Here is a 23843-nt window from a genome sequence, read left to right as displayed (position 1 = left end):
GAAATGAGAATAGATACAGCTGTTTCGCCTCACTCAAAAGCATCTCACAAAGCTAAGAGCTAGGACCGAGAGAAGCATAATATCGAATCAGAAATCCGCCAATTCTGCTCTCGTTCTCTCCATTCTTCAGCTTTTTCACAATGTCCTCGTCAAGGTCTTCAATTACTATATCCTTCCTCCTCTGATATATAAAGCCGTTCTTTCTAAGCTCCAAGCTGAAGTAAGCAGGGAGCTGGCAGTTCTCAATTAAGCTTTTGGGAATTTTCAGCCCAAATTCTCTGTTGCTGCATATCAGCTTTCCTCTCACCTCTTCAGCATTTGTCTTCAGCAGGATCTCGCTTCTCCCCTCATGGTGCTCGATCTCAATTCCCAGGCTGGGCTCATGCACAAACACTCTGTTCACAATAAGAGGATCAAGTTCAATCGATCTCTGGGTAACGGGATCAAATGCTCTGGGATGCAGAAAATCTGGAAGCTCTTCCAAGCAAAGCTCGAGCTTCTCACCTCTCTTGACTTCTTTTCCTTCAATAAAGAGCCTGATTTCCATCGGAGCTTCTAAGGATAGAACTTCTACTTCAAGGAAAAAAGGCCTTCCGCACTCATGGATCCCTGTGCTCTCAAACACTCTTGCCTCTGCCTCCAGCTTGATTTTCCTGGGGGATGAGGGAATAGGAGCTGAGGCGGCTCCTAGAATGTGCCTCAGCCTAACATCGAAAATGTAGGGCTCAAAAATACTCACATCGCTTCTGCTAATTTTGGCATTTTCTCCTGGTCTGAGAAGCCTTTCTTCTCCATTTTCATCTATGACCACTGGGACTTCCGTATCTATAACAATGGAATGGCGATCTCTTTCCTCAGAATTCTCAGCATTCACAAAAATTTGCGACGATCCTTCCGAGATCTCGCCGCATAGCCCTCTAGTGCAGCAGAATACGCTCTTCCTAACTGCCCAGCACCAAGAATCCTCCCCCTTTGAAACCTTCAGAATCTCTTTCTCCTCCTCATCATATACTGTGAGCCATCCCGGAAGGGAAACAACAGCTATATCGTAGATTGAGATTGAAGCTGAAGGAGAAAGCTTTCCAACGCGTCTCAATGGAATAAGAGAGGCCTCCTCAAGTCTATAGGGAGCTCCTCCTATCATGAATACCGGTTGCTCGTTAATGAGGCCCAGAAAATCAGCTTCTTCTCCAAGAAAGACCAAAGGTCTCGGAAGATCTTCCTCCAGCCTTACTAACCATCTAGAGGAGAGGACAAATGTTGAATTTTGAACTCTCAATGCCCTCTGAGCGAGCATGCCGGTTTCCTCTATTTTTCCTCCCCAGAATATCTGGCTCCTTCCGTCAGCATAGATTGTGGTATAGGCTCTGTAGCCAGCCGAAGCAGATCTCGGCTCCCCTCTGTATGCCCTCTCATGAACATTCAAACCGTAGAGATAGTCGGATGTTACGATATGAGCATATGGCTTCTCATATATTGAAATGATAATTGCTCCTGGAACCTCCATATATGAGCATTTCTCACCCTCCAGCTTCAATCCGTCACCCCCCTCAACTCTGAACTTCTTTCCGTTCTTTGTCAAAGCCACTCCGAACTTCTCGTGTGAAAAGCCTGCTAGTGGATTGCATATGGCTCTATCCTTGTTTATGAATACCTCCCTCTCGCAGCTACTCTTTCCTATCCATGTATCTCCATGGATGCCATCCAAGGATATTCTAGGTTGAAGAGCGAATCCCTTTGCGATTATGCTCTCCAGATCAAAGGGGCTCAATGAAAATTCTTCTATTTCCTGCGGAAGCTCGATGAAGCTCTTCACGGAGTATTGCAAATTGATTCTCAATTGTCTCTCCTCCCAGCTATATTCAAAAGGAGCTCAATGAAGGAATACAATAGCGCTATTATTTTGGATTCAAAGCTCATTGCTCCATTGCTGAGAAGTGCAGAGAGAGCTGTGAAAATTAGAAGGCTCAATCCCATGCAGGAAGAGGTCAATCCTTCTCCATGCCCGCCCCAAAGAAGAACTATTGTCATGAATATGCTAACTATATGCTTCATTCTGAGAATTCCAATAGCCTTTTCATTCAGCAGAGAAATGTTCCTGACCCAGATGAACTTTATGTATCTTGCTTCGAACTCCATTTGGATTCCCAATCAAAAAAGGATCCCTTAAAAGATGATTTGAGGAGGAACTTTTTAAGGGAATTCCTATAAATGGAGATCCCCCTTGAATAGCTATATCTCTCCTTTTACGCTTCAGCAGCTTTCCCCCCTCATCGTTGATGATTTTGCCTCCCGGAATTCATCTTTTGAGAAATTGGGAAAAGGCAGATTTCCAGTAAAGGCAGATAGGAAGGAAAAATTATCGATAGAGAAAACCCGAGAGGAAGAAGCCTGCTTATCGTTCTTCCAGTAAAGCACATTTGAACAGAGTGAAGTCAGCATGGAGAGCTCATACGGGTTGCTTCTGAAGCTCATCGATTATGCCCTTTGGATAGGTGAGGCTCTAGGGGCGGGAAGCCTCCTTTTCGGCATCATGCTTGGAGTTCTTGGAAAGGAGAACTACTCCCGCTACATTGTCTTTGGCCTCTCCTCAATCCTTGTGGCATCTTTTGGATGGGGCGTGATTGAGGCAATTTATGGTGCACCTAGCTCTTCCTCCAGCTATCTCTGGATATTCTATGTACTAGCAGGAATTATGCTTGCTTCATCCTCCATTTACATAGCAATCGGGAGAAGAGAAGGATACTGGAGCCTAATAGCGAGCATCCTCTTCATAGGATTGGGCTACTTCTCGTTCAGTCTTGCAGGAGGGAACATAGGAGGAGCTATAGCAGTCGAGGTCTATCCATCATCAACTTCTCTAACAGCACCAGACCAGCTCACCTTCAACCTGACCATCAGATGGAGCGGGGGATCTCCTCCCTATACCGTCTCTGTGGATTGGGGCGACGGAACATTTAGCACTGGTGTTGCCAATTCCAATGAAATTCTTTTTTCTCACTCCTATCCGGCACTCAACTCAACAGAAATGAGCAGAGCATATACAGTGACTGCAAACGTCTCTGATAATAAAGAAAAGGGCTTCAATGAATTCACAATAATGATTCAGAACAGTGAGTATTGCCCCTTTGACTGGCCCTTCAGCCTGCTCTGCCCTCTCTACAAGTTCGCCAGCATAATTTTCCCCGTGCTAGATTTAGGAAAGCTGGCAGCAGCTCCCATAATGCCTGAGAGCGGAGAGCTCCACGATCTCTATGAATATATACTGAAGGCCTCCATGGGATTTCTAGGCCTGTTTCTATCCTTCGATATCGCAGCAAGAGCATTCAGAGAGGATAACTTCTTCTCAGCTCTGATTGATTCGATAAAGGATGCTTCAGCAGCAGTAGCATTAGCATTCCTTGCCCCCTCAGTATATAACGCCACAGCAAGCATGCTTAATACAATATCGCTTCATTTTGTGAGCAGCATAGATATTGGATGGGTGTTCTCATGGATTGCAGGGCAGCTGGCTCTCAGTGTAATACTAGGATATGCCATCCCATTCGCGGCAAACTACGGCTCCATGCTTGCTTTTCTCCTAACAGTTTCCAGCACTGTTATATACGCTAGATATGTTCTCCTCCTCACAATTGTCTCCTCCTCTCCCTTGTTGAGCATTGCTTACCTGCATCCAGCATTGAGAGCATCTGTGAAGCATATTCTAGGGATCTTCGCAGGTCTTCTTTTAGCAGGTCCCCTCACCTCTATATTCCTAGTAGTTCTGAACTCCCTCCTCCCTGCAAAAGAAGTGACTTTTGCCATTCTCTATCCTATTATAGTAGGAATAGTCCCCAGTCTCCTGGGAGCATTTGGAGGCGGAATGGCATCGTTTGTTGGAGAGAAAATTGCATCCGTTGGAGGATCCCTCTACAGAGGATCCATAAAGGCAATAAGTTCCGCCAACAGCAAAGTTTTGAGAGAGAGGTACAGCTCAGAGCCCCCGGGAAGTGGGATCACCAGACTCATGCTCCATGGAGAAAAGGAGCGCAGAGCGAAAAAGAACGATGCTAGTGATTGGAATGCATTGAGCAGAAAATCAGATTCTTTTCTTCTCTCACCGATGATGCTGAAAAGGAAGGAAAATAGTGAAACAGAGAGAATTGCTTCGATGAAGCAAAAGGTTGGCTTTCCAAGAAAGCAGGAGGAACTAAATGAGGCAGGAAATGAGCAGGATATGTCAAATGAAATGGAGCATCTTTTAAAAGAAGCCTCTGGCATGAGCTGGAAAGAGCTTAGAAACAGCGCTATTGAAGATAAAGAGGGAGTACTGAAAAGGGGAAAAGAAGCTTTGAGAAATAGCATAAAATTAATGGCAGAAGAATTCGAGCAAGGCGATAGCGTCGAGAGGCACAAGAGAAAAAGGCCCTCCGCTTCCTGGGACTTTCTGCTTTGAGCCTGAAAAAAGAGGTGCTTTAAAAAACCCTGGAGGCTTTCAAATGCTGGGCAAATTCAATAAAAAATGGAGAAAAGGAGGAGAACATGACTGGTATTTGCTGCAAGGAGTTAGCTTCGCAATTCTTCCATCTCAGGAAAGAGACATAGCGCTCTCTGAGTTTTCATCTCTATTGAGCAATGCAAAGCAAGGAGTCCTCCTCGTTAGAAGGATAGAGGACACATTTTCATATTCGAGCTATAGCATTCCAGTTTTTAGAAATGAGTTCTATCTGAGGGTGAAGTCAGGAACACATGTTCTTCACTTCAATGCAAGAAAGGTTGAGCCACCTCATCGGCCTAGATCAATTGGTCTGAGGAACCCATTTACATTGGTTCTTGAAAACGGAATGCTTGCCAGGGTACTCACTGTCTATAGATATTCTTCCCTCCTTCCTGAAGGTTTTGCATATGTTCTCCTCAGCGAAGCATCTGAGATAGCACTGATCTTCAGAGAAATTGGAAAAGATAGAGCTCTGCCGTTTTTAGAGATGGCAAGAAGAAGGAAAATAAATGGAGGAAGAGGAACCGAAGAGACTTGGGAAGCCATGGCTCTCGAGGAACTGGCCTCAAGTATAATGTCAGGATCATCTCTGATCGAACTCTTCTTTCTTCTAATACTTACATCTCCAGGAATGGATGACCTGAACGAGAAAGAGAGGAGGCTCAGAGCACTGCTCAGAGGCTTTGGCCTAGATGCTGAGGCCGTCCCCATTCAGAAAGAGCTCTACAACTTTGAAACCTGTCTGGGCTTTCTCTGTGCAGAGAGGAGCTATACAAGCGGAGAGAGCATGAAAGCCCTTTTCCCACTGATCGATGAGGAGCTTTTTGACCCAGGAGGAGTATTTCTTGGCTTTTCAGGAACGGGCTCTCCAATTCTCCTTGACCTCTGGAGCAAGCACAATTACAACTTCGCGATATTGGGAACCACAGGATCAGGGAAGAGCATGGCAGCAAAGCTGTATCTCAGCAGGCTCAGAAGCATGGATCCAACTATCCCTATTGTTGGTATTGATCCAGAGAGCGAGTACTCTAGAATTGCTGAGGTATTTGGTGCCGAGGCAGTGGAGATCCAGGAGTCGCAGAAGCTCGGTCTAGATCCTGTAAAGCTGATGAAGGAAGGAGCAATAGAGATTGAACAGCTATCCGAAATCCTAGCTGAAATATATGGAATTCCAGAGAGACTTCAGGGGATCCTCAGAAAGGAGCTATTCAGGGGAGCAAGAAGCTCGGGAAATCTGATGGAGGTCATAGAGAGAGCTGAGAGCCCAGAGATCCGCAGATATCTCCAGGGGGCAGGGATCCCACCTGACTCCAATGTCTTCGAAGGAACATCTCCCAAATTGAAAGGATCTGTGATCTTTGGGATGAGGGGGATAAAGAGCAGGAGAATTAAGCTTTTGATAACAGCAATGATAGCACCATATACTTACAACAAGCTTCTTAGCAGAGCAGAGAAGAGCGTTCTATTCATAGATGAAGCATGGCTCCTCATGGAAACTCCCAGCATAGCATCTCTCCTTGAAGGAATAGCTAGGAGGGGGAGAAAGCACGGAATCGCTTTTCTATATATTACTCAAAGGGCGGAGGATCTTGCATTGAAGATACAGGGAAGAGCAATATTGGAGCAATCCTCTACAGTCCTGCTTCTAAAGCAGGAGCCCCAAGGAACAGATCTAATAAAGGAGATCTACAAGCTATCAGATGCTGAGTCAGAGCTCCTCGCCAACTTTCCGATTGGAACAGGCATATTGAGGACGGACAGAAAAAGGATCACAATAAAGATTTTTCCTACTGAGAAGGAGCTTCGGCTGTTCAGCACAAGCATAGCCCATCCTTCCATGCAGAAGCATCGAACAACATAGAGATCTTTTTTTAACTACAATTAGACCCTACCATTCATGTAAATAGAGGATAGCTTTTTCATTACTGCTCCATCCTTGACAAGCTCTCTTAGCTTTCCAACTACTTTCTCCACTTCGTATTTAACTCTTATTATCCTGAAATCCATAGATTCCAAGTCAAATATAGCATAGGAGGCTCTTGGATCCCCATCTCTTGGCTGGCCTACGCTTCCAGGGTTCAACAAGACAGAATTTTTCAGGAGCATGTTTGTTCCTAAATGCGTGTGCCCAAAAATTACAAGGCTTCTAGAAGGCTCATCTGCAATGCTGCCAATCATTTCCATTAAGATGTTCTTTGGAAGAGAGGGGAGCATGTAATCATAGAGGGGGCTTCTCGGACTGCCGTGAACAAGAATAATTTTGCCTCCAGAGAAGCTGCGCTCAATCTTCAGATCAAGATTCTTCAACCATTCTAATTGGTCCTCGGATAGCAGCTTTCTGGTGATGTGCTCTCTTGTATAGACGCTTATGTCATGAGTCCTTATACCGCATCCACAGTCCACATTATAGGCAGCAGCATGATCGTGATTTCCCCTAAGCAGGACTTCAGGCCTCATATCCCTGATCTCATCTACTATTTTTTCCGGTTCTGGTCCATAGTCAACGAGATCTCCAAGAACCCATAGCTGATCCCAGCTTCCTGCGTCTTCCAAAACAGCACGCAACGCATCATAGTTTCCGTGAATATCTGATATAATCAGGACTTTCAATTCTTTCACCAATTAGTCTGCTTCAATAAGCACAAATCAATTACTCAATTTTTCCTATAAAAAACTTTGAATAAAAACATGCTTTTGAGCTTGAAAGGGTTAGAGCAGAGAGAACTGTTTGAAGGAGGAAAGTATATTTATTATGATGCATCATTACATAATAGAAAGGTGCACCTATTCATGGTTAAGTGCCCATTTTGTGGCTATGAGGGTGAAATTCCTCAGCTTAAGAGCTGGAAATTCAGGTTCTACAGTGTTGCAAGAATGCAGTGTCCAAAATGCAATGGTATATTCAATTACTACAGAGGCGAAGGAAAGGGAGGAAAGGTCTCTGAGTTCACCATCAAAGTAAAGCCTAGAAGGGGAAAATGATCTTTTTTCAAGAACCTAGATATGCTCTAGGATTTGTCTCAATAATAAGAAAATATCTAGCTGAAGAAAATTACAGCTGGAAGCCTCTTCTTTACTACAGAGATAGCGAATAGGGGCTATGGAAATTAGCATATCCCAGAACTATATGCTGTATAAAGAGGGAGCAAAGCTTTCAAGACGTGCTCATAGCTTAAACAAGCTCCAGCCTGGAATGCAGCTCTAAACTTCTCAGAAACTCCTCGCAACTTCAAAGGAAGGAGATCAGATTTGGGGAACTGGACAGTGAACTAGGTTCCTCGCCCAAAGACAGTCCGCACATGATGGTGAGTTTCCCCAGCAATCAAGATTGCTCGATTTGACAAAGTCGCAGGAATCCCTGAGGCTGCAATCAGTGCAAGAAGGATAGAAATAGTTTCTGGTCACAAATCTGAACCTTACATAGTCTCTGCTCAGCCAGATCTCCTTGAGGCTCTTTTCCCTTATATTGCCGAAGGAGACCATCTCCACTTTCTTTTCCCTTCCAAATATGTATTCCTTATAGCTGTGGAGAAATCTATAGCATGGGGAGACTTCTCCATCCCACCTCACAACTGTTGCGTTGTTCTCATCAAAAAGGCACCTCCTTTCCGTCTTTAGCTGAAAGTACGGCATTCTAATCCTTGCTCCTCTAGATGCAAGAAGAGAAAGCTCCTCCTCAATCTTTTTCATATCGTGGGAACCATCATAGACAATCAGCTCTACATGCTCCTTTGAGGTCGGCAATATGTTGGATACAATTATTTCATTCACATTCATGCTTCTTAGAAGGTTAACCATGGATGGTATATCCATATAGTTTAGCTTTGTGACAACGATCTGAGCCCCTATATGTAAATTCTTCGAATTCTCTGTTCTCCATTTGTCCAGAGCTCTAATCCTATCAAGAACTACTTTGGAGCCGACATGCTGCATGGGATTCCATGAAGATGGAAGGGCATCAACCGAGAAGTATATGGAGTCAATCCCCCTTGATACTAGGTTCAAAAGTGAGCTCGTGCTCAAGAACAGTCCATTAGTAGTGATGGCAACTTTCAATCCTCTCTTCTTTGCCTCTGAGACCATATCAGCTATTCTTGGGTGAACCGTCGGTTCGCCAATTCCCCCAAAAATAACTGTTCTCAGCTTTGGAAAATCCGCACTTTCCTCAATCAGCTTTTTGAAGAGATTCCAATCCATATCTCCCTCTTTATCGAACCAGTGCTGCTTGAAGCAGATCTTGCAGGAGAGATTGCATCTGGTCGTCGGCTCAATATACAGAAGCTTCAAGTCCAGCTCTCCTTTCACTATAGCGTCTCCGCCATACATCTTGAATCTGTATTCTTGTTCTCCGTTGGACAATTTCGATGCCTCCATTTTCCGTAAATCAAGAAAGATCCATATTTTCAATGAAATTTAAATTATATGTATTTATCATCCTCAGCCAATTAAAAAAGGACAACAGAAAATTATGAGAAATGAAAAGAGTTTTAAAAAAAGGATTGAGATTAGAGCAACTCCAGCTCCTTGAGCTTATCTTCTGGAATCAACCCTTCCTGCGTCCATCCTCTCAATGCATAGTATCTTGGAAGCATCTCCTTGAGCCTGACAACCCTCCCCTTATTTGGCCCGTTTGGTGCTGGCTCCTCGAGGAATCTCTTTGGAAGGGTGTCCTCCTCCTGAGGCTTCATTCCCGCTCTAAGGTTGAATAGCCTCTCTGCATTCCAAATTCTCTCTCCTATCTTGAGGTAGTCCTCTGTAGAGTAGTTCCAGCCAAGAGCTGCATTCAGCAGATCTCTATAATCATCTGCCCAGAGTCCGAAGGTTGAGAATAGACACAGTCCAGCAGCATCTATAACGGCAGTCAGATCTTGGAATGTTATGAGCATTTTTACCTTCTCATCGCTTATGTCATGTGGATCCATTTTCTTTGGATATCCCAATATCTCAGGGCTTATCATGTAGTTCTTTATATGGCATCCTCCTCTGTTATTCGTTGCATATCCTAATCCATGCCCTTCAGCACCTCTCGGGTCATATGCTGGGAGCTCCATCTTCTTAACTCCCATGAAGTAGTACTCTCCATTGTACATCTTAGCAAGTCTGTATCCTCCTTCAGCCAGCTTATCTCCGAAGCCCTCCCTTTTGGCAATTTTCTCTATGTAGTAGTGAAGAACCTCGGTATTCCCAAATCTTGGTGGCGGGAAATCTCCAAGATCCTCGTCCTTTATGAGCTTCTTCTCATAGAGCTCCATTGCTGTTGCCAGTGTGCCTCCGAGCGAGATCGTGTCGAATCCATATTCATCAGCCATATGATTTGCCTCAATTATTGCTGCCAAGTCGTTTATTCCCATATTTGATCCAAGAGCCCATGTGCTTTCATATTCTGGCCCTTCTGTTTCGCCGATGGTGGGAAGCTTATTCACCCTTCCACATCCAATAGGACAGGCAAAGCAAGGCTTATTTCTCACGAGGTACTTTTTAACCATTGCCTCCCCGCTTTGCTCATAGGCGTGTTCGAACTGCAAATACTGGAAGTTCTTGTACGGATACAGCCCGTTTTCGTTTATTATGTTAACAAGGACGGCAGTCCCGTACTTCGGCAGTCCGCCTCCTCCCACGGGATCACTCCTTATCTTGTTAACCTTCTCTCTTACCTCTAGCATGAACTTCTCGTGATCTGCCAGAGGAACGTTCTTGGATCCCCTAACAGCTATGGCCTTAAGCTTTTTGGATCCCATTACTGCCCCTACTCCTCCTCTTCCAGCCGCTCTGTGAATATCATTCATGATCGATGAAAATTTGACGAGCTTCTCTCCAGCTGGGCCTATTCCAAGAACCTTCAAGTTCTGGTCATTGTGTGTCTTCTTGAGCTCCGCCTCGGTCTCAGACATCTTGAGGCCCCACAGCTTTGAAGCATCCCTCAGCTCAATATGTTCATCCTTTATGAACAGATACTTGGGAGTCTCGGAAGAATTTTCAATGATTACAGCATCATAGCCCGCTCTCTTTAGCTCAGCTCCCCAATATCCTCCAGAATTGGAGAAGGTTATGTATCCAGTGAGGGGGCTCTTTGTTATGACATTGTATCTGGCAGCCGTTGGGGCAGAAGTTCCAGTTAGAGGTCCAGCCGCTATTATGAGCTTGTTCTGCGGAGAAAGTGGATCGGTCTTGGGATCAACCTCCTTCAGCATGAGATAGATGCCAAGACCTCTGCTTCCTAACCACTTCTTCGCTACTTCTTCGCCCCACGACTCCACTTTAATGTTTCCTGTTGCCATGTCAACTCTAATGAACTTCCCCCAATTTCCGAACAAAATGTCCACCTAGGTTTTTCATTTAGTAATGTTTAATATATATATTTTTACTGTCTTCAATACCAAAAATGTGAATGAATAACAGAGAAATAAGTCAGAATCCCTTTAATTATATCACAGTAAGTTACCAAACCAAAGGCCTTGTCCTTTATAGCGGAGAGGATTTCAGTTCTCCATCTGAAAAAAATATAAAATTCAAAGCAATTATCCACGAGAAAAGGTGATAATTTTGGGAATGTATACCGATATAAGGAACATGCTCGAAGATCTGATTAAAGAGGGGAAAAGTCTTGAGGAGGCTTTGGACATATCTCTAAGGCGCTTCAACCCAATATATTCTCTTCTTGAACTGAAGCTGGCGGAAATAGGCAATGGGAGAGCAGTAGGAACCTTTCCCTTTCTGAAGCAATTTGTCAATCCAAATGGAACAATTCATGGAGGCATTATTGCAGCTGCTGTGGATCAAATAGGATCTGTTGCTTCATGGACCTCGCATAGAGGAGAGAATCAAGTAACACTTGAGCTAAAAATAAACTATCTCAGGCCACTCACTGAGGATGAATCTCCCTTCAAGGTAATTGGAGAGGTCTTGAAGAGTGGAAAAACTACAATAGTAACTGAAGTGAGGATCTATGGGAAAAGCGGAAGCCTACTTGTTGCTGCACTAGGGACCTGGTTCAAATGAAGCAAGCTTCGAGCATCACAAAAATCTCTTTTAAGAATTAAGTGCTGCGAATTATCTTCTCCATAACTATAGCGTCTGATCCGTCTGAATAGTAATTTCTTATTCTACTAATTTCCCTGTAGCCAAGCTTCTCATATAGCCTTCTTGCCTTGAAATTCAAGTTCGATACCTCTAGCTTGATTTTTCTAACTCCTCTTTCCTTCATTTCCTTCTCAACGGCCTCCATAAGCATTCTTCCAATACCCTTGCCTCTGTGATTGGGGGAAATTGCTATTGATACTATGCTTCCCTCATCTTCATCAGCACATCCCAGAACATATCCTATCAACTCCTCATCGATCTCAGCTACAAGGAAGTACTCTTGACATTTTCTCAAATAGAAATAAAAAACCTCACGGGGATATGGATAATCGGGAAAGCTCTCCCTCTCTATTCTTGTTATTGCTCCTATGTCTGAAATGCTTGCCTTTCTTATCCTCCATCTCTCCATGATCCCCCCTCCCAATGCTCATAAAATTGCTGAGAATACGGCAGCGAATATTCCCGAGAGGAAAATTCCGTCAAAAGTTCCAGCACCTCCAATGCTCAGAAAAGCGCTTCCAAGCTCGCTCTTGAACTTATCAATATCCTTCATCAATCTGAGAACATCTGCTCCTATCAGGCTTCCCAGAACTCCTCCAATATACGCTATCGGAAAAGTGAAGTGCCCCCCTCCAAGGAGAAAGGCTGCAAGTGTGGAGACAATTGGTGGGATGAGAGAGGGAGTAACTATGCCTACGCGGGGAACTGCCCTAGACGTGAAGAAGGTTACAATCGATGTTACTGCCACATCAAGCAAGGCCCTAATTAGCATATCAGAGGAGCTCCTTCCTATGGCAATTATGAGCAATGTGCTGAAAAAAATTGGCAGGACCGCTCCCCCCAAATTAACAGCAATTGTGATTTCCTTTCTCTGGAGAACTGGGATGAAGACAGGGATTGGAAATCCCATGAAGGTAATGTATTTCGAATCATATGTGAGGATCTCCTCCTCCGTTTCTATTCTCTTCACAACAACATTAACAAGGCTGAGAGGGAAGCTTAGGGTCGGCATGAGCAGGCCAAGTGCTGCAGCAGCGCTGCTTGAAACTCCCAAGTAGGATGAAAGAGAGGCGAAAATGATTGGGGAATACATGAACAGAGGAAAAAGGAGAAATCCATAGAGAGCGAACATTATTGGATGTATTGGCAGCGTTATTACAACCTTCTGACTCACGATGCTCTTCTCTCCCTGAGATCTTCTTCTTTTTAAAAAATTATAGATTTTTCTCCTCATAACTTTTCCTCGCTTTCCTCTACGATTTGCGTTTTTAAATGCTCGGAATTCAAGCATATTTTATGATGCTTTCGCGCATAGCAGCATCTATGTAATGTATTTGCCATGCTTCAGAAAGGAATACGACAGGGATTTAAATGCATGTATTAAAATAGCTCAAGTGCCTGAATCCTCTGCAATACAAGGGATAGTTCACAAGAGAGTATCCTGGAAAGTTAACCGAGGATGATCTGCATGAACATAGATACGAGACCCCTTTCCATTGCTAAGGAGCTCAGCGAAGAAATAATCAGATGGAGAAGGGACTTCCACATGTATCCCGAGCTCGGCTATGAGGAAAGAAGAACATCCCAGATTGTAGCACAGAAGCTGAGGGATTGGGGATATGATGTGAAGACAAATGTTGGCGAGACTGGAATAATAGCAACTATGAGAGGAAGCGGGGAAGGAGCTATCGCTCTCAGAGCAGACATGGATGCTTTACCTATAGAGGAAGTTGAGGGAAGAGAATACAGATCTAGAATACCTGGAAAGATGCATGCTTGCGGACACGATGCCCACACAGCAATGCTTCTTGGGTCAGCCAGAATTCTCTCCTCCCTAAAGCAAGAGCTGAGGAGCACAATAAGGCTGATATTCCAGCCTGCTGAGGAGGGAGGAAATGGAGCCCTGAAGATGATCGAGGGAGGAGCACTTGAAGATCCCGAGGTTGATGTAATATTCGGGATCCATGTTTGGAGCGATCTTGCCTCCGGAAAAATAGGCATAAGGGATGGCCCGCTCCTTGCATCTACTGGAGACTTCAGAATCACTGTGAGGGGAAAAGGAGGCCATGGAGCTCATCCCGATCAAACAGTTGATCCAATAGTAGCTTCAGCAGCAGTAATTCTGGCCCTCCAGAGCATTGTCAGCAGGAATATAGATCCCTTCGATTCAGCAGTAATAACAGTGGGAGCTGTTGAGGGGGGAAGGGCATTCAATGTAATACCAGAAAGTGTGCTTATGAGAGGAACATACAGAGCTTTAACAGTGGAGACAAGAGAAAAATTAAAGAAAAGGATAAGGGAAACAGCGGAAAAAGTCTCTGAAGCTTTTGGAGCCACAGCCCATGTGGAGCTGATGGATGTTACGCCACCAACAATCAATGAGCCTAGAGCTTCGTCAGTAGCTAGAAAGGTTGCAGCAGCACTTTTCGGAGAGGAAAGCGTTGTAATTCCGAGGCCAAGCATGGGTGGAGAGGACTTTTCATTTTACCTAGAAAAAGTTCCCGGAAGCTTCATACTTCTTGGTACTGGAAATCCAGCAAAGGGGACAAATGTGCCGCATCATAGCCCAAGCTTTGATGTCGACGAGGAAGTGCTCTATATGGGATCTGCGCTTCTAGCATCCCTGGCCCTCAATCATCACCTGCTTTGGAGGAGCAAGGAGTGAAGATTATAAATTATAAAAAATGCTGTTTTTCCTATTAATAGGAAAAAAGTAGGGGAACCACTTAAAAGTGCTTTTTACAGTAATAACTTTCTCAAGCAGGTGGGCGATTTGAGCCAAACGCTTTAGTGTGTGATAGGTGCAGTAGAAGATATTCAATTTTTGAAAAGAGATATCTGTGCGAATGCGGCGGCCTCCTCCACCTCGAGCATTCTCCCCTCAGGAACTCATTCCCCAGTCACCGCACAAGAAGAAGAGGAGTGTGGAGATATAGAGATTTTATTCCAGTTCCAAGGGGCATTAGGATAGTATCAATGATGGAAGGAGGCACACCGCTGATCAGACTGAAGTCCATTGAAAAGAGGCTTGGCATGGCTGGAATATGGATGAAGTTCGAGGGATCCAATCCTACAGGAAGCTTCAAGGACAGAGGCATGACCGTTGCTATCACTATTGCAGGGGCCCTTGGCTCCAAAAGAGTAATATCTGCTTCTACCGGTAATACTGCTGCAAGCATGTCTGCGTATGCCAGAAGGGCCGGGATGGAGCCAATAGTGATGGTCCCAAAGAATGGTATAGCAGAGGGGAAGATTTCCCAGCTAGCTCTATATGGAGCAAGAATTCTAGAAATAGCTGGAAACTTTGATGCCGCTATGAAGAAAGCTCTGGAGATCTCGGAAAAGGACAAAGAGATCTATTTGATGAATTCAGTGAATCCATGGAGAATAGAGGGGCAGAAAACAATTGCCTTCGAAATTATCGAGGAATTAGGAGTGCCAGATTGGATAGTTATCCCTGTTGGAAATGGAGGGAACACATATGCTATATGGAAGGGCTTGAAGGAGCTAAGGAAGCTGGGAATTATAGATAGCTTGCCAAAGCTTCTTATTGTCCAGGCTGAGGGGGCATCACCAATTGTGAATGCAGTGAGGACAGGAAAATTCCGTGAGGTGAGCTCTCCACAGACAATAGCTTCAGCCATAAGGATTGGGAGCCCCCTACACTGGGAGAGAGTGCTTGCTGCAGTCAGGGAGTCTGGAGGCAATGCTGTAGATGTTGAGGACAGGGAAATATTGGATTCACAGCTTCAGCTGGCTAGAGAGGGAGGCATAGGGGTTGAGAGCGCCTCTGCCTCAACCCTTGCCGGTCTGCTCAAGGCCCTGGAGGAGAGAATAGTGGAGAGGGGAGAAAGTGCAGTCCTAATAGGAACTGGGAGCGCTCTCAAAGAAGGGAGCGCACTGCTATCCAGGTTCCCCCCCTCAATTATCCAAGTAGAGGGTGAATCCCAAGCCATTGAGGAAATCAGGAGGTGAGATGTGATACAGATAGAGAAGGTCGTGAAGATTGGAGGCTCCCTCCTTTTTTCAGGGAGGGAATATATAAGGATAGCTGAGAGGATCTCGGAGGAATTTTTGAGAGAAAAAAACACAATTCTCCTGGTTGTGAGCGCAGCAAGAGGAATTACGGATGAGCTAATTGACATATCTGCTGGAAATCTGGAGAAGTTAGATAAGATCAGAGATCTGCACTTAAGATTTGCTGAAGAAATAGGGGATCCAGAAGCTGAAAAAGAAGTATCAATGCTTCTGAATGATCTTCAGTTTTCAATTTTCGATAAATGTCTAGAGAGGCAGCTCTGCAGGGAGCTGATACTTTCCTTTGGAGAGAGGCTGAGTGCAGCTTTAATGGCTGGTGCTTTCAGAGTCATTGGAAAAAAACCAGCACATATAAGCGCCATAAAGAGCATTGTTGCTTCACAAAGCAATGGTGATATCTCAATAGATTATGAGAAGACCTCCTTCAGGCTGAGGGAGGAAATCTCGGCAGTAAATAGGGAAAGCTCTCCAATAATAATAGAGGGATTTATAGCTTCCTTGGAAAATGGAAGAGTTACCACTCTTGGAAGGGGAGGTTCAGATTATACTGCTACAGCGGTGGCTGGAGCTCTATCCATTGAGGAGGTGCAGCTGATTACGGAGACTAGTGGAATAATGAGCTGCGATCCAAAGCTCGTGAGGAGACCAAAAAAAGTGGATAGCTTGGAGATGATGGAAGCGAAGCTGGCTTCTCTCTATGGAGTAAAGCGCCTACATCCAAAGACCCTAGAGCCAGCAGAGCTCCTCTCCTTTCCGAGAAAAATTATTGTGAGATCCATTTCTGGAGAGGGGACAAACATATGCGGTAATGGATGCTCGAGCGAGGGAGTTAAGGTCATATCAATGAAGGAGCTCTCAGATAGATACGGAATAGCGGTCATAGGAAAGAACAGCTCTGCTCTAGCCATGAGGAAGCTGAGAACATATGACTTGGATTCTGAAAAATTTGGGGCGAAATTCGAAATAAGGGGGCCTCATTTACTTTTTCTATCTCTTGACAAAAAATCCCCAGCTCTGGAACTACTCGATTTCATACATGAAAATCTCATCTGGGGTGCTGAAAATGGATAAGTTCAGAGTTGCTGTTCTGGGAGCCACAGGTCTCGTTGGTCAGAAATTCATTTCTCTTCTCTCAGGTCACAGGATGTTTGAGCCAGTCTATCTCACAGCTTCTGAGAGAAGCATTGGGAAGCCATACTCCAAGGCTGTGAATTGGCTTCTTCCCGAGCCTATTCCAAGCGAGGTTGAGGAAAACAGGCTCATCTCAAATAAGGAGCTTCTGGAAAGGAATGACTTTGATTTTGCATTTACAGCTTTACCTGCAGAGGAAGCAATTGAAGTAGAGAGAAGGCTGATTGATAGAGGGAAAATAGTCTTCTCCAATGCAAGCAACTGGAGAATGGATCCTCTCATCCCCCTTCTGAACCCAGAAGTTAATGCAGATCACATATTGCTTCTCAGGAAGCAGAACTTTGGAAGCGGAAAAGTGCTGAAGGTGCCGAACTGCACCTCAGCAATATTGACTCTTTCCCTCAAACCAATATATGATGCCTTCGGCATCAGAAAAGTTTTCGTAACAACTATGCAGGCTCTCAGCGGAGCAGGGATCCACGGCGTTCCCTCAATGCAAATTATCGATAATCTCATTCCCTTCATTCAGGGGGAGGAGGAGAAGGTGGAGAGCGAGCCCAAAAAAATGCTTGGAAGGCTGGAGAATGGAGAAATTTCACATGCTGATTTCAATATATATGCAACCACAACAAGGGTCCCAGTCCTGTATGGACACACAGAATCCGTTGTCGTTGAGCTCTCTCAAAGCGGCGTGAGCAAGGAAGAGATAGTCAGATCGTTGAGAAGCACTTCCTGGAACAAGATATCTGGATTGCATCTTCCTACAGCGCCAAAGGAGCCCATAATAGTTAAAGAAGAGGATGACAGGCCTCAGCCGAGGCTTGACAGGGGAAATGGAAAAGGAATGGCAGTTACTGTGGGAAGGATAAAGCTCGATGGAGAAGGCCGATTGCTTAGATATGTTGTTCTAGGAGACAACATAGTTAGAGGAGCAGCAGGAACTGGAGTTCTCATGGCAGAGCTATATGCAGAGTACCTGAAAAGGGGGGAACTCAGCTAGGAGGCAGAGAAATTGGGCGCAGTTCAGCCCTTTTGCGAGCACTTGAAAATATTCGAGGAAAAATGCAGAGGAGCCTCTCTCAGGCTAGAGCGCGTTGCAGTGGAGAGCCCAGCTTCTATAGCAAATTTGGGCCCAGGATTCGATATTTTTGGCTTAGCTCTGAGGCATCCTAGAGATGCACTCACATTGGAGGCAAAGGAGGGAAGCGGTTCGATAGAGCTCGAGACAAGAGGCGAGGAAATCCCCGGTGGAAATGAAAAAAACATAGCATTTCTCTTGATCAGAGAGCTGCTCCGAGCATGTGGAATGGAAAGAAAGGTCGATCTCCATATCACGCTGGAGAAAGGAGTTCCAATTTCAAGAGGGCTCGGAAGCTCTGCAGCATCCTCGGTAGCAGCAGTCGGAGCTTTTTCCCACCTCTTTGGTTTGCCTCTTTCAGAAAGGGAATCCATTCTAATTTCAGCCTGCGGTGAAATGATGGCAGCTGGCTCGCTGCACTATGATAACGTTTCTGCCAGCTATCTCGGAGGAGTCGTTCTCACGGACTACGAAACTCTAAAGTTCATAAAGCTCCCAATTCCAGCAAATGCCTTCTTCACAGTAATTGTCCCAACTGGTCTCGGAAAGGTCGAGGGAAAGACCAGGGCAGCAAGAGGGATCCTTCCAAAGGATATAAGCTTGGAGAGCAGCATAAGGCAGAGCTCCGCTGTGGGGAAGCTAACAGCATCACTTTTTCTAAAGGATCTTAAAATGTTCGGTGAATCAGTTTCAACCGATCACATAGCGGAACCTCACAGAAAAAAACTAATTCCCTACTACGACCTGTTGAAGAAGGAAGCATTTTCGCACGGAGCTCTTGGCTTCAACATTTCTGGAGCAGGCCCCTCAGTCTTCGCAGTTTCTCCAAACGAGAAAGTTGCCAATAATGTGGGAAAGGCCCTCACCGAGCTGCTTGAGGAGAAGGGCATTAGCTCAATGTACATTGTCTCAGAGGCCTCTGAGGAAGGAATAAAAAGGAGAGAATAGCTGCTACTCGAAGTCCATGGAGTTCATTATCTCTGGTGGAAGCTTCAGACCCAATCTGCTTAAATTGTACTTACTCTCCTCCAGCTGAGCTTTCAGCAGGGCCCTGAACTCCTCCATGCTCATATATGTGAGCGGACTCAGCTGCTTCAACCTCTCCTCACTAATCCCCTCCACCTTCTTTGGAACCAGCACCTTTTCGCCCCAAACTGGATGCGGAGACCACTCCACAGCCCCCCTTTCCGCTTGTAGCAAGAACAGCTCAGTCTCCTCTATTAGGGGCCTCTCTCCTCCAACGGGCTTCAGAATTCCATTCACTTCCTGCAGGATTGGCTCTGGGGCCATTATTGTTCTATCTCCAAGCTTCTTCTCAACCCATCTGTATTTAGCAACTATTCTGCCTGTTGTGTTCCACTGATATATGTTGACCTCATGTCCCTTCTCTCTCCACTTTTTCAGGAATTCATAGAATCTGATAACATGGACGTCATCCTTAACACCAATTGTGAACTCAGAGTACCTCGGAACGAACCTAACTTTTCCAACAAGCTCTCTGGCCTGCGCTGCGTGGCCTACAGTCCTTCCATCGGCGAGTACCTTAGCTGCTAGTGCTGGGTCGACTATCTTAACCCATGCATAATCAGTGAAGTATCCCGGACTTAGGAATACAGCAGCATTGAGCCTTCCGCTGCTGTCCACACTACCTCTGAAGTAGCCCGTATCTTCTAGGTAAAGCACAGACCTCGCATTCCTATTCGGAGAACCGAAGTACTGGAAAAGCTTTCCCTCAAATCCTGGATATCCCCTCTCATCGAACTCTGTGTTCTCATGAAGAGCTCTGCTGCTCATTGCCCCATTCCACATAGCTTCCAGATCTGGTGTTAAATCTTCAGTCTTCGTCCAAGCTCCCAGCTCAGAGCCGTAAACCCTGTCCTCACAGATTGCTATGATATCATCGTTCTTTATTTCCTGCTCCTTCACATATTCAAGTGGGTTGATTCCGAAGAGCCTCTGGTAGACTTCAGCATTTCTCTCAGTCCATACATAGAAGCCATGAGTCGACTTTCCGCTTCCAGTCAATCCCCATATGGCCAGAACAACCCTTTTCCAGGATCCATCAATGGTCTTTACACTGAATTCCCTGAGGGCAGCATGCTCTCCCGTGCATCCCGCCTTATATGCATAATAAATCCAGTGGCACAGAGCACCCTTTTTTATCTCTCCTTGGTATGATGATAGAGTTATTACTGTGAAATTGTGGTTTGGAAATCTGATTACGGCCATCAACCTGTCAGTTCCAGGTATTATGGGGTTACCCAAATAGTGTGGTATTACAATCAATGTAGCATCTGGATCCCTGTCTCTGTCAGGCTCAAATACAAGCTGTCTCCAGCGGTAGGCTAGATCGGGAAACTGGGGATCGACAAAGACTCTAACGTTCATTCTGACCTTGCTTCCAGGAGATCCATAAGCTCCATCCACTTTAATCAGCGGACCCTGCGCAAGAACGTGCTCCAGCACTCTCTGCAGCAGGATTTTGTGCTCTCTCTTCATCTCCTTAGCATCATTAATTATTACCGTGTTTGCGGCAGACCTTGACCAGATATTCGATGCCCATCCGTAGGAACCGTTTTTGAAGCTTGTAGCATACAGCGTTGCTCTCTCTCTAAGGTCGCTTGGATTGTCGAGATATGGCGTGATCCCAGCCTTTCTCTTGTATTCGAAAATTGAAAACAGAGATGAGAGAAAGGATTCAGGAGTTATATCATCCAAATCTGGTATAAGCTTAACCATATTAAACACTTCAAGGATTCCTTTTAACTTTTCATTTTAATAATTTTATTAAATTGTTGCCGGATTATTCATTTGAGGGAGATAGATAGCATTGGGAGAAAAATTTGACAGAAAGATTGTGGAGATAAGTGCTGAGCAGGAGAGCATGCCGGAAATATCATATGAGTCTTCCAAATCTTTAGATGGCTTGGTTGCCCTTCTTCCTTCCCTCAGGAACGAAAACCTGAGACTCTTTTCAGGGAAGAGAGATCTTCTCCTTCTTTTCATTGAATCCTCAGTGCTCGAGATAGCACAGGCAGTAATCAATCTGCAGAAAAAAGGGGCAGAAATTGCAGCTACGTGGATTTTTCCGAAGGAAGATGGAAAGCACATAGGACTCATAGCTCTTCAATGGAAGAATCTCGGCAAGTCACTCCCAGAAGCAAGCTCTCTCCTTTCAGCATGTTGCCAGGGTCTCCAGACAATTCAAATAGTCAAAAATCCCAGTGAACTGACAAAAGCCTTGTTCTATTCAACCGATTTTGGAGGAGCAGTTTTATTCAAGATATTAAGGGATTCGGACTCTTGCGAGGAGCTGGAACAGCTTGTCAAAAACTCATTTTCTCTTGAAAAAAGCCTGGATCGAATTATGCATAAGCTAGAGGAAAGCTCCCTCTTCAAGCTCACATCTATAAAAACTCTGTACCTAAATGGAAAACCATTCTCTCTCTATGTAAGCTTTATCTCTCATCCGAAATTGAATGTGAAGAAAGCTGATTGTCTCACAAGGAGCCTTTCCAGCTCTATGAAGACATATCTGGAGAAAAAGTATGGCTTGAAGCTTGACGAGCCAAGCATCTTTCTATCTGGAGCGAACAAGGTAGAGATCGTCCTCAGCCTTCAAGAGTAGGTAATTTTTTTGAATATTTAAAGACATAAATTAGACATGATAAATATATACATTCTTTTTATATGGCAAAGAGCATATGAATTTGCGGTGCTAGATATGGCAGGTCTTTCAATAATAATAGCAAGAGGACAGGCGGAGAACTTCATTTCTCTTGGAGTTCTAACCCAGACAGCAGCCAGCCTCGGAATTCCAGTCAAGATCTTCGTCACGGGCTTCGCAGTTCCCTATTTCACAAAGAACAAGCCAGAGCCCAGACCGTCTGCGGAGTTCAGCGACTTCGCTAAGAAGATGTTCGAGGGAATGCAGAAGATGAATGCTCCAAGCTGGTATGATATGCTGAAGATGGCAAAGGAGATGGGGGATGTGAAGGTATATGGATGCTCAATGACAGCAGAGGCTCTCGGCGTAAAGAAGGAGGACTGGGATCCCATCGTTGATGATGTAGTGGGAGCAACCTTCTTTTTGACAAAAACAGCGGGAGACACTGTGATATATATTTAATCTCTTGAGTCTTTCTAAAGGCATTTGAAAATGAGGTGCTGAAAAGATGGGAGAAAAAAAACTAGTGGATGCTAGAGGCATGGCATGTCCCGGACCTATAGCAAAGCTAACAAGAGCCTACAGAGAAGCAAAGAATGGAGACATAATTGAAGTTCTTGCAACAGATCAGGGATTTGTTGCAGATGTGAAATCATGGACTGAGAGCACCGGAAATAAGCTTGTTGAGCTGAAACAGGATAGTTCAGGAGTTATTAGGGCTGTCATAGAAGTTACAGCGAAGAAATAGCTAAAATTGAGCCAAGTGAGAACAATGGCAGAGAATAGAGTGCTGATAATAGGAGGAGGATCAGGAGGAATAATAGCGGCAAATTTGCTTGCCGAAGAGGGAAAGAAAGTAACACTCGTTACTGACTCTCCAGTTCATTTCTTCCAACCAGCGAATCTCTTCATAGCATTCAGAGGAGAACCGCCGGAGAAGTATTCCAGAAGCGTGAATTCTCTTCTGCATCAGAATGTGGAGCTAATACTGGAAAAGGTTACAAAGCTAGATCTGGAAAATAGGTTTGCTATCACTGAGAAAAATAGAAAGCTTGATTATGATGTTGTAGTTGTAGCTGCGGGAGCAAGCCTTGACTATGACTCCCTTCCTGGCATGAGGGAGAGCCTCAATAGGTTTGGAGACTACTACTCAACTCCTCAATCAGCAGTGAGGCTATGGGAAACAATCAGGGGCTTGAAGAAGGGAAAATTCGTGATAGGAGTTCCGGATCTCATTATAAAGTGCCCTCCCGCTCCCCACAAGGGGACATTTCTCTCAGCATCTTTCTTCAAGAAAGAGAAAAGGGATGTAAGCGTAGAGCTCCTATATCCATCACCGCATGCATATACAGAAGCTGAGCTTGCCAGAACAATTGAGAAAAAAATGGAGGAGTTCGGAAACATATCAGTCAGGACATCGTTTTTGATAGATAGCATTGATGTGGAGAGAAAAGTAGTGGTAGGAATGAATGGAGAGGAAGTAGCATACGATGCTCTGGCTGTGATACCATTTCACAAGGGGCCCAAAATAGAGATCAACCCAGCGGATGCCAGAGACGAAGATGGATTCATAAAGGTCGACAAGAACAAGCTAAGCATTTCCTCCTATGATGATGCCTATGCTATTGGAGACTGCACCAACGCTCCAACATCGAAGACAGGTGTTGCCGCCCATCTTGGTGCCTTCACTGTATGGAGGAGAATTAGAGGAGAGAATGCCGTGTACACTGGAAGAACGAACTGTCCCATGATAACAGACAATGAGGCAATATTCGTGATTAGTGACTACGAGAATAAGCCAGTGGGGCAGAGGTTCTCCAAGCTGAAGAGACTAATGGAGGATCTTTTCGTTTCTATGTACTTCCCATCGCTCATGCATCCAAGAAAGTTTGAGCCAATATTCAATGCGTATTTCGAGGCTACTGAGCCTAGCGTATTGGGTGAGAGAGGATGGTAGAGGCAAATGAAAAAGCTCAGGCAAATGAGAGGATTCTGAATTATCTGGAGGATCCGAGGATGGAGGAAGCTGTAGCAAATTTGACCGAATTGCTCATAGCAATGAACGAGAGCGGCCTTATCGATCTTCTCAAAGTCATATCAAGCAGTGAAGTTCTAGAGAGCCTACTGAAGTACTTGATGAATCCAGAGATCTTGAGACTGGCTGATAGGCTGGATAACTATGCTGAGTTGCTTGAAAGAAGCGGGGAGATAATTCTCTCAGAGGAGAGGGAGAAAACTGGCATAGGGGGACTATTGAAAGCTCTGAAAGATCCAGAAGTGCAAATAGGGCTCACAAAGCTAATAAAGCTTCTCAAGCTGCTTGGATCTTTTAGTAAGAAATGATTGGAAAAGCTGTTAAAGATTAAAAACTC

Annotated in this window: 22 protein-coding genes; 14 read left to right on the top strand and 8 right to left on the bottom strand. The window is 44.8% G+C overall.

Annotated elements, in window-relative coordinates; all coding sequences use genetic code 11:
* Nucleotides 1-52: 52 nt before the first annotated feature.
* A complete protein-coding gene (locus tag QXR92_03160) occupies nucleotides 53-1840 on the bottom strand; it encodes a hypothetical protein (protein ID MEM0319006.1) in 1788 nt (595 codons plus the stop codon).
* Nucleotides 1837-2139 carry a hypothetical protein gene (locus tag QXR92_03155; GenBank protein ID MEM0319005.1) on the bottom strand — a complete coding sequence of 101 codons (303 nt, stop codon included), beginning with the start codon at nucleotides 2137-2139 and terminating at the stop codon, nucleotides 1837-1839. Before QXR92_03155 ends, QXR92_03160 begins: the two co-directional genes overlap by 4 nt.
* A gap of 301 nt (nucleotides 2140-2440) precedes the next feature.
* On the opposite strand from QXR92_03155, the gene QXR92_03150 reads away from it, so the two are divergent.
* Nucleotides 2441-4435 carry a hypothetical protein gene (locus QXR92_03150; GenBank protein ID MEM0319004.1) on the top strand — a complete coding sequence of 665 codons (1995 nt, stop codon included), beginning with the start codon at nucleotides 2441-2443 and terminating at the stop codon, nucleotides 4433-4435.
* Between the two features lie 43 nt (nucleotides 4436-4478).
* The gene (locus tag QXR92_03145) at nucleotides 4479-6338 is read left to right on the top strand and encodes a DUF87 domain-containing protein (GenBank protein MEM0319003.1); all 1860 of its coding nucleotides are present in this window, start codon (nucleotides 4479-4481) and stop codon (nucleotides 6336-6338) included.
* 20 nt (nucleotides 6339-6358) lie between these two features.
* Here the strand turns inward: QXR92_03145 and QXR92_03140 are convergent, their stop codons facing one another.
* The gene (locus tag QXR92_03140) at nucleotides 6359-7087 is read right to left on the bottom strand and encodes a metallophosphoesterase family protein (GenBank protein MEM0319002.1); all 729 of its coding nucleotides are present in this window, start codon (nucleotides 7085-7087) and stop codon (nucleotides 6359-6361) included.
* Between the two features lie 180 nt (nucleotides 7088-7267).
* Between QXR92_03140 and QXR92_03135 the strand changes: the two genes are divergently transcribed.
* Nucleotides 7268-7459 carry a hypothetical protein gene (locus tag QXR92_03135; protein ID MEM0319001.1) on the top strand — a complete coding sequence of 64 codons (192 nt, stop codon included), beginning with the start codon at nucleotides 7268-7270 and terminating at the stop codon, nucleotides 7457-7459.
* 261 nt (nucleotides 7460-7720) lie between these two features.
* Here QXR92_03135 and QXR92_03130 read toward each other — a convergent pair whose 3' ends face one another.
* Nucleotides 7721-8836: a tungsten cofactor oxidoreductase radical SAM maturase gene (locus QXR92_03130; GenBank protein MEM0319000.1), complete on the bottom strand. Its 1116-nt coding sequence runs from the start codon at nucleotides 8834-8836 to the stop codon at nucleotides 7721-7723.
* 146 nt (nucleotides 8837-8982) lie between these two features.
* On the bottom strand, nucleotides 8983-10791 hold the full coding sequence (locus tag QXR92_03125) for an aldehyde ferredoxin oxidoreductase family protein (GenBank protein MEM0318999.1): 1809 nt from the start codon (nucleotides 10789-10791) through the stop codon (nucleotides 8983-8985).
* 235 nt (nucleotides 10792-11026) lie between these two features.
* On the opposite strand from QXR92_03125, the gene QXR92_03120 reads away from it, so the two are divergent.
* Nucleotides 11027-11476 carry a PaaI family thioesterase gene (locus QXR92_03120; GenBank protein ID MEM0318998.1) on the top strand — a complete coding sequence of 150 codons (450 nt, stop codon included), beginning with the start codon at nucleotides 11027-11029 and terminating at the stop codon, nucleotides 11474-11476.
* Between the two features lie 37 nt (nucleotides 11477-11513).
* On the opposite strand, the gene rimI is transcribed toward QXR92_03120, so the two are convergent.
* On the bottom strand, nucleotides 11514-11966 hold the full coding sequence (gene rimI, locus QXR92_03115) for a ribosomal protein S18-alanine N-acetyltransferase (GenBank protein MEM0318997.1): 453 nt from the start codon (nucleotides 11964-11966) through the stop codon (nucleotides 11514-11516).
* A gap of 18 nt (nucleotides 11967-11984) precedes the next feature.
* Nucleotides 11985-12791, bottom strand: a complete 807-nt coding sequence (locus QXR92_03110) for a DUF1614 domain-containing protein (GenBank protein ID MEM0318996.1) — start codon at nucleotides 12789-12791, stop codon at nucleotides 11985-11987.
* A gap of 234 nt (nucleotides 12792-13025) precedes the next feature.
* On the opposite strand from QXR92_03110, the gene QXR92_03105 reads away from it, so the two are divergent.
* From QXR92_03105 to QXR92_03085, 5 genes are all read left to right on the top strand, one after another.
* Nucleotides 13026-14222 carry a M20 family metallopeptidase gene (locus tag QXR92_03105; protein ID MEM0318995.1) on the top strand — a complete coding sequence of 399 codons (1197 nt, stop codon included), beginning with the start codon at nucleotides 13026-13028 and terminating at the stop codon, nucleotides 14220-14222.
* A 257-nt stretch (nucleotides 14223-14479) separates the two neighbouring features.
* Nucleotides 14480-15532, top strand: coding sequence for a threonine synthase (gene thrC / locus QXR92_03100; protein MEM0318994.1), 1053 nt, complete (start codon nucleotides 14480-14482; stop codon nucleotides 15530-15532).
* A gap of 3 nt (nucleotides 15533-15535) precedes the next feature.
* Nucleotides 15536-16666: a hypothetical protein gene (locus tag QXR92_03095; protein ID MEM0318993.1), complete on the top strand. Its 1131-nt coding sequence runs from the start codon at nucleotides 15536-15538 to the stop codon at nucleotides 16664-16666.
* Nucleotides 16659-17726, top strand: coding sequence for an aspartate-semialdehyde dehydrogenase (gene asd / locus QXR92_03090; protein MEM0318992.1), 1068 nt, complete (start codon nucleotides 16659-16661; stop codon nucleotides 17724-17726). Before QXR92_03095 ends, asd begins: the two co-directional genes overlap by 8 nt.
* Nucleotides 17727-17738: 12 nt before the next feature.
* The gene (locus QXR92_03085) at nucleotides 17739-18752 is read left to right on the top strand and encodes a homoserine kinase (GenBank protein MEM0318991.1); all 1014 of its coding nucleotides are present in this window, start codon (nucleotides 17739-17741) and stop codon (nucleotides 18750-18752) included.
* 3 nt (nucleotides 18753-18755) lie between these two features.
* On the opposite strand, the gene QXR92_03080 is transcribed toward QXR92_03085, so the two are convergent.
* A complete protein-coding gene (locus QXR92_03080; protein ID MEM0318990.1) occupies nucleotides 18756-20543 on the bottom strand; it encodes a phosphoenolpyruvate carboxykinase (ATP) in 1788 nt (595 codons plus the stop codon).
* A 91-nt stretch (nucleotides 20544-20634) separates the two neighbouring features.
* Here QXR92_03080 and QXR92_03075 point away from each other — a divergent pair, with 91 nt between their 5' ends.
* From QXR92_03075 to QXR92_03055, 5 genes are all read left to right on the top strand, one after another.
* Nucleotides 20635-21432 (top strand): hypothetical protein, encoded by a 798-nt coding sequence (locus QXR92_03075; protein ID MEM0318989.1) that lies wholly within the window; start codon nucleotides 20635-20637, stop codon nucleotides 21430-21432.
* Nucleotides 21433-21528: 96 nt separating this feature from the next.
* Nucleotides 21529-21933 carry a DsrE/DsrF/DrsH-like family protein gene (locus QXR92_03070; GenBank protein MEM0318988.1) on the top strand — a complete coding sequence of 135 codons (405 nt, stop codon included), beginning with the start codon at nucleotides 21529-21531 and terminating at the stop codon, nucleotides 21931-21933.
* A gap of 46 nt (nucleotides 21934-21979) precedes the next feature.
* Entirely contained in the window at nucleotides 21980-22219 is a 240-nt protein-coding gene (locus tag QXR92_03065) for a sulfurtransferase TusA family protein (GenBank protein MEM0318987.1), read from the top strand.
* A 24-nt stretch (nucleotides 22220-22243) separates the two neighbouring features.
* The gene (locus QXR92_03060; GenBank protein MEM0318986.1) at nucleotides 22244-23428 is read left to right on the top strand and encodes an FAD/NAD(P)-binding oxidoreductase; all 1185 of its coding nucleotides are present in this window, start codon (nucleotides 22244-22246) and stop codon (nucleotides 23426-23428) included.
* A complete protein-coding gene (locus QXR92_03055) occupies nucleotides 23422-23814 on the top strand; it encodes a DUF1641 domain-containing protein (GenBank protein ID MEM0318985.1) in 393 nt (130 codons plus the stop codon). Before QXR92_03060 ends, QXR92_03055 begins: the two co-directional genes overlap by 7 nt.
* Nucleotides 23815-23843: the final 29 nt, after the last annotated feature.

It is taken from the genome of Fervidicoccaceae archaeon (genome assembly GCA_038734945.1).
In the GTDB taxonomy this organism is placed as follows: Archaea; Thermoproteota; Thermoprotei_A; order Sulfolobales; family Fervidicoccaceae; genus ARK-14.
The sequence above is the reverse complement of the archived record's forward strand: the minus strand, read 5'-3'. Positions and strand labels throughout refer to the sequence as shown.

Bases quoted from the DNA above. Each gene is read 5' to 3' on its own strand.
- QXR92_03155 (MEM0319005.1), bottom strand. From the start codon at position 2,139: ATGGAGTTCGAAGCAAGATACATAAAGTTCATCTGGGTCAGGAACATT.
- QXR92_03150 (MEM0319004.1), top strand. From the start codon at position 2,441: ATGGAGAGCTCATACGGGTTGCTTCTGAAGCTCATCGATTATGCCCTT.
- QXR92_03145 (MEM0319003.1), top strand. From the start codon at position 4,479: ATGCTGGGCAAATTCAATAAAAAATGGAGAAAAGGAGGAGAACATGAC.
- QXR92_03135 (MEM0319001.1), top strand. From the start codon at position 7,268: ATGGTTAAGTGCCCATTTTGTGGCTATGAGGGTGAAATTCCTCAGCTT.
- QXR92_03120 (MEM0318998.1), top strand. From the start codon at position 11,027: ATGTATACCGATATAAGGAACATGCTCGAAGATCTGATTAAAGAGGGG.
- rimI (MEM0318997.1), bottom strand. From the start codon at position 11,966: ATGGAGAGATGGAGGATAAGAAAGGCAAGCATTTCAGACATAGGAGCA.
- QXR92_03110 (MEM0318996.1), bottom strand. From the start codon at position 12,791: ATGAGGAGAAAAATCTATAATTTTTTAAAAAGAAGAAGATCTCAGGGA.
- QXR92_03105 (MEM0318995.1), top strand. From the start codon at position 13,026: ATGAACATAGATACGAGACCCCTTTCCATTGCTAAGGAGCTCAGCGAA.
- asd (MEM0318992.1), top strand. From the start codon at position 16,659: ATGGATAAGTTCAGAGTTGCTGTTCTGGGAGCCACAGGTCTCGTTGGT.
- QXR92_03080 (MEM0318990.1), bottom strand. From the start codon at position 20,543: ATGGTTAAGCTTATACCAGATTTGGATGATATAACTCCTGAATCCTTT.
- QXR92_03070 (MEM0318988.1), top strand. From the start codon at position 21,529: ATGGCAGGTCTTTCAATAATAATAGCAAGAGGACAGGCGGAGAACTTC.
- QXR92_03065 (MEM0318987.1), top strand. From the start codon at position 21,980: ATGGGAGAAAAAAAACTAGTGGATGCTAGAGGCATGGCATGTCCCGGA.
- QXR92_03060 (MEM0318986.1), top strand. From the start codon at position 22,244: ATGGCAGAGAATAGAGTGCTGATAATAGGAGGAGGATCAGGAGGAATA.
- QXR92_03055 (MEM0318985.1), top strand. From the start codon at position 23,422: ATGGTAGAGGCAAATGAAAAAGCTCAGGCAAATGAGAGGATTCTGAAT.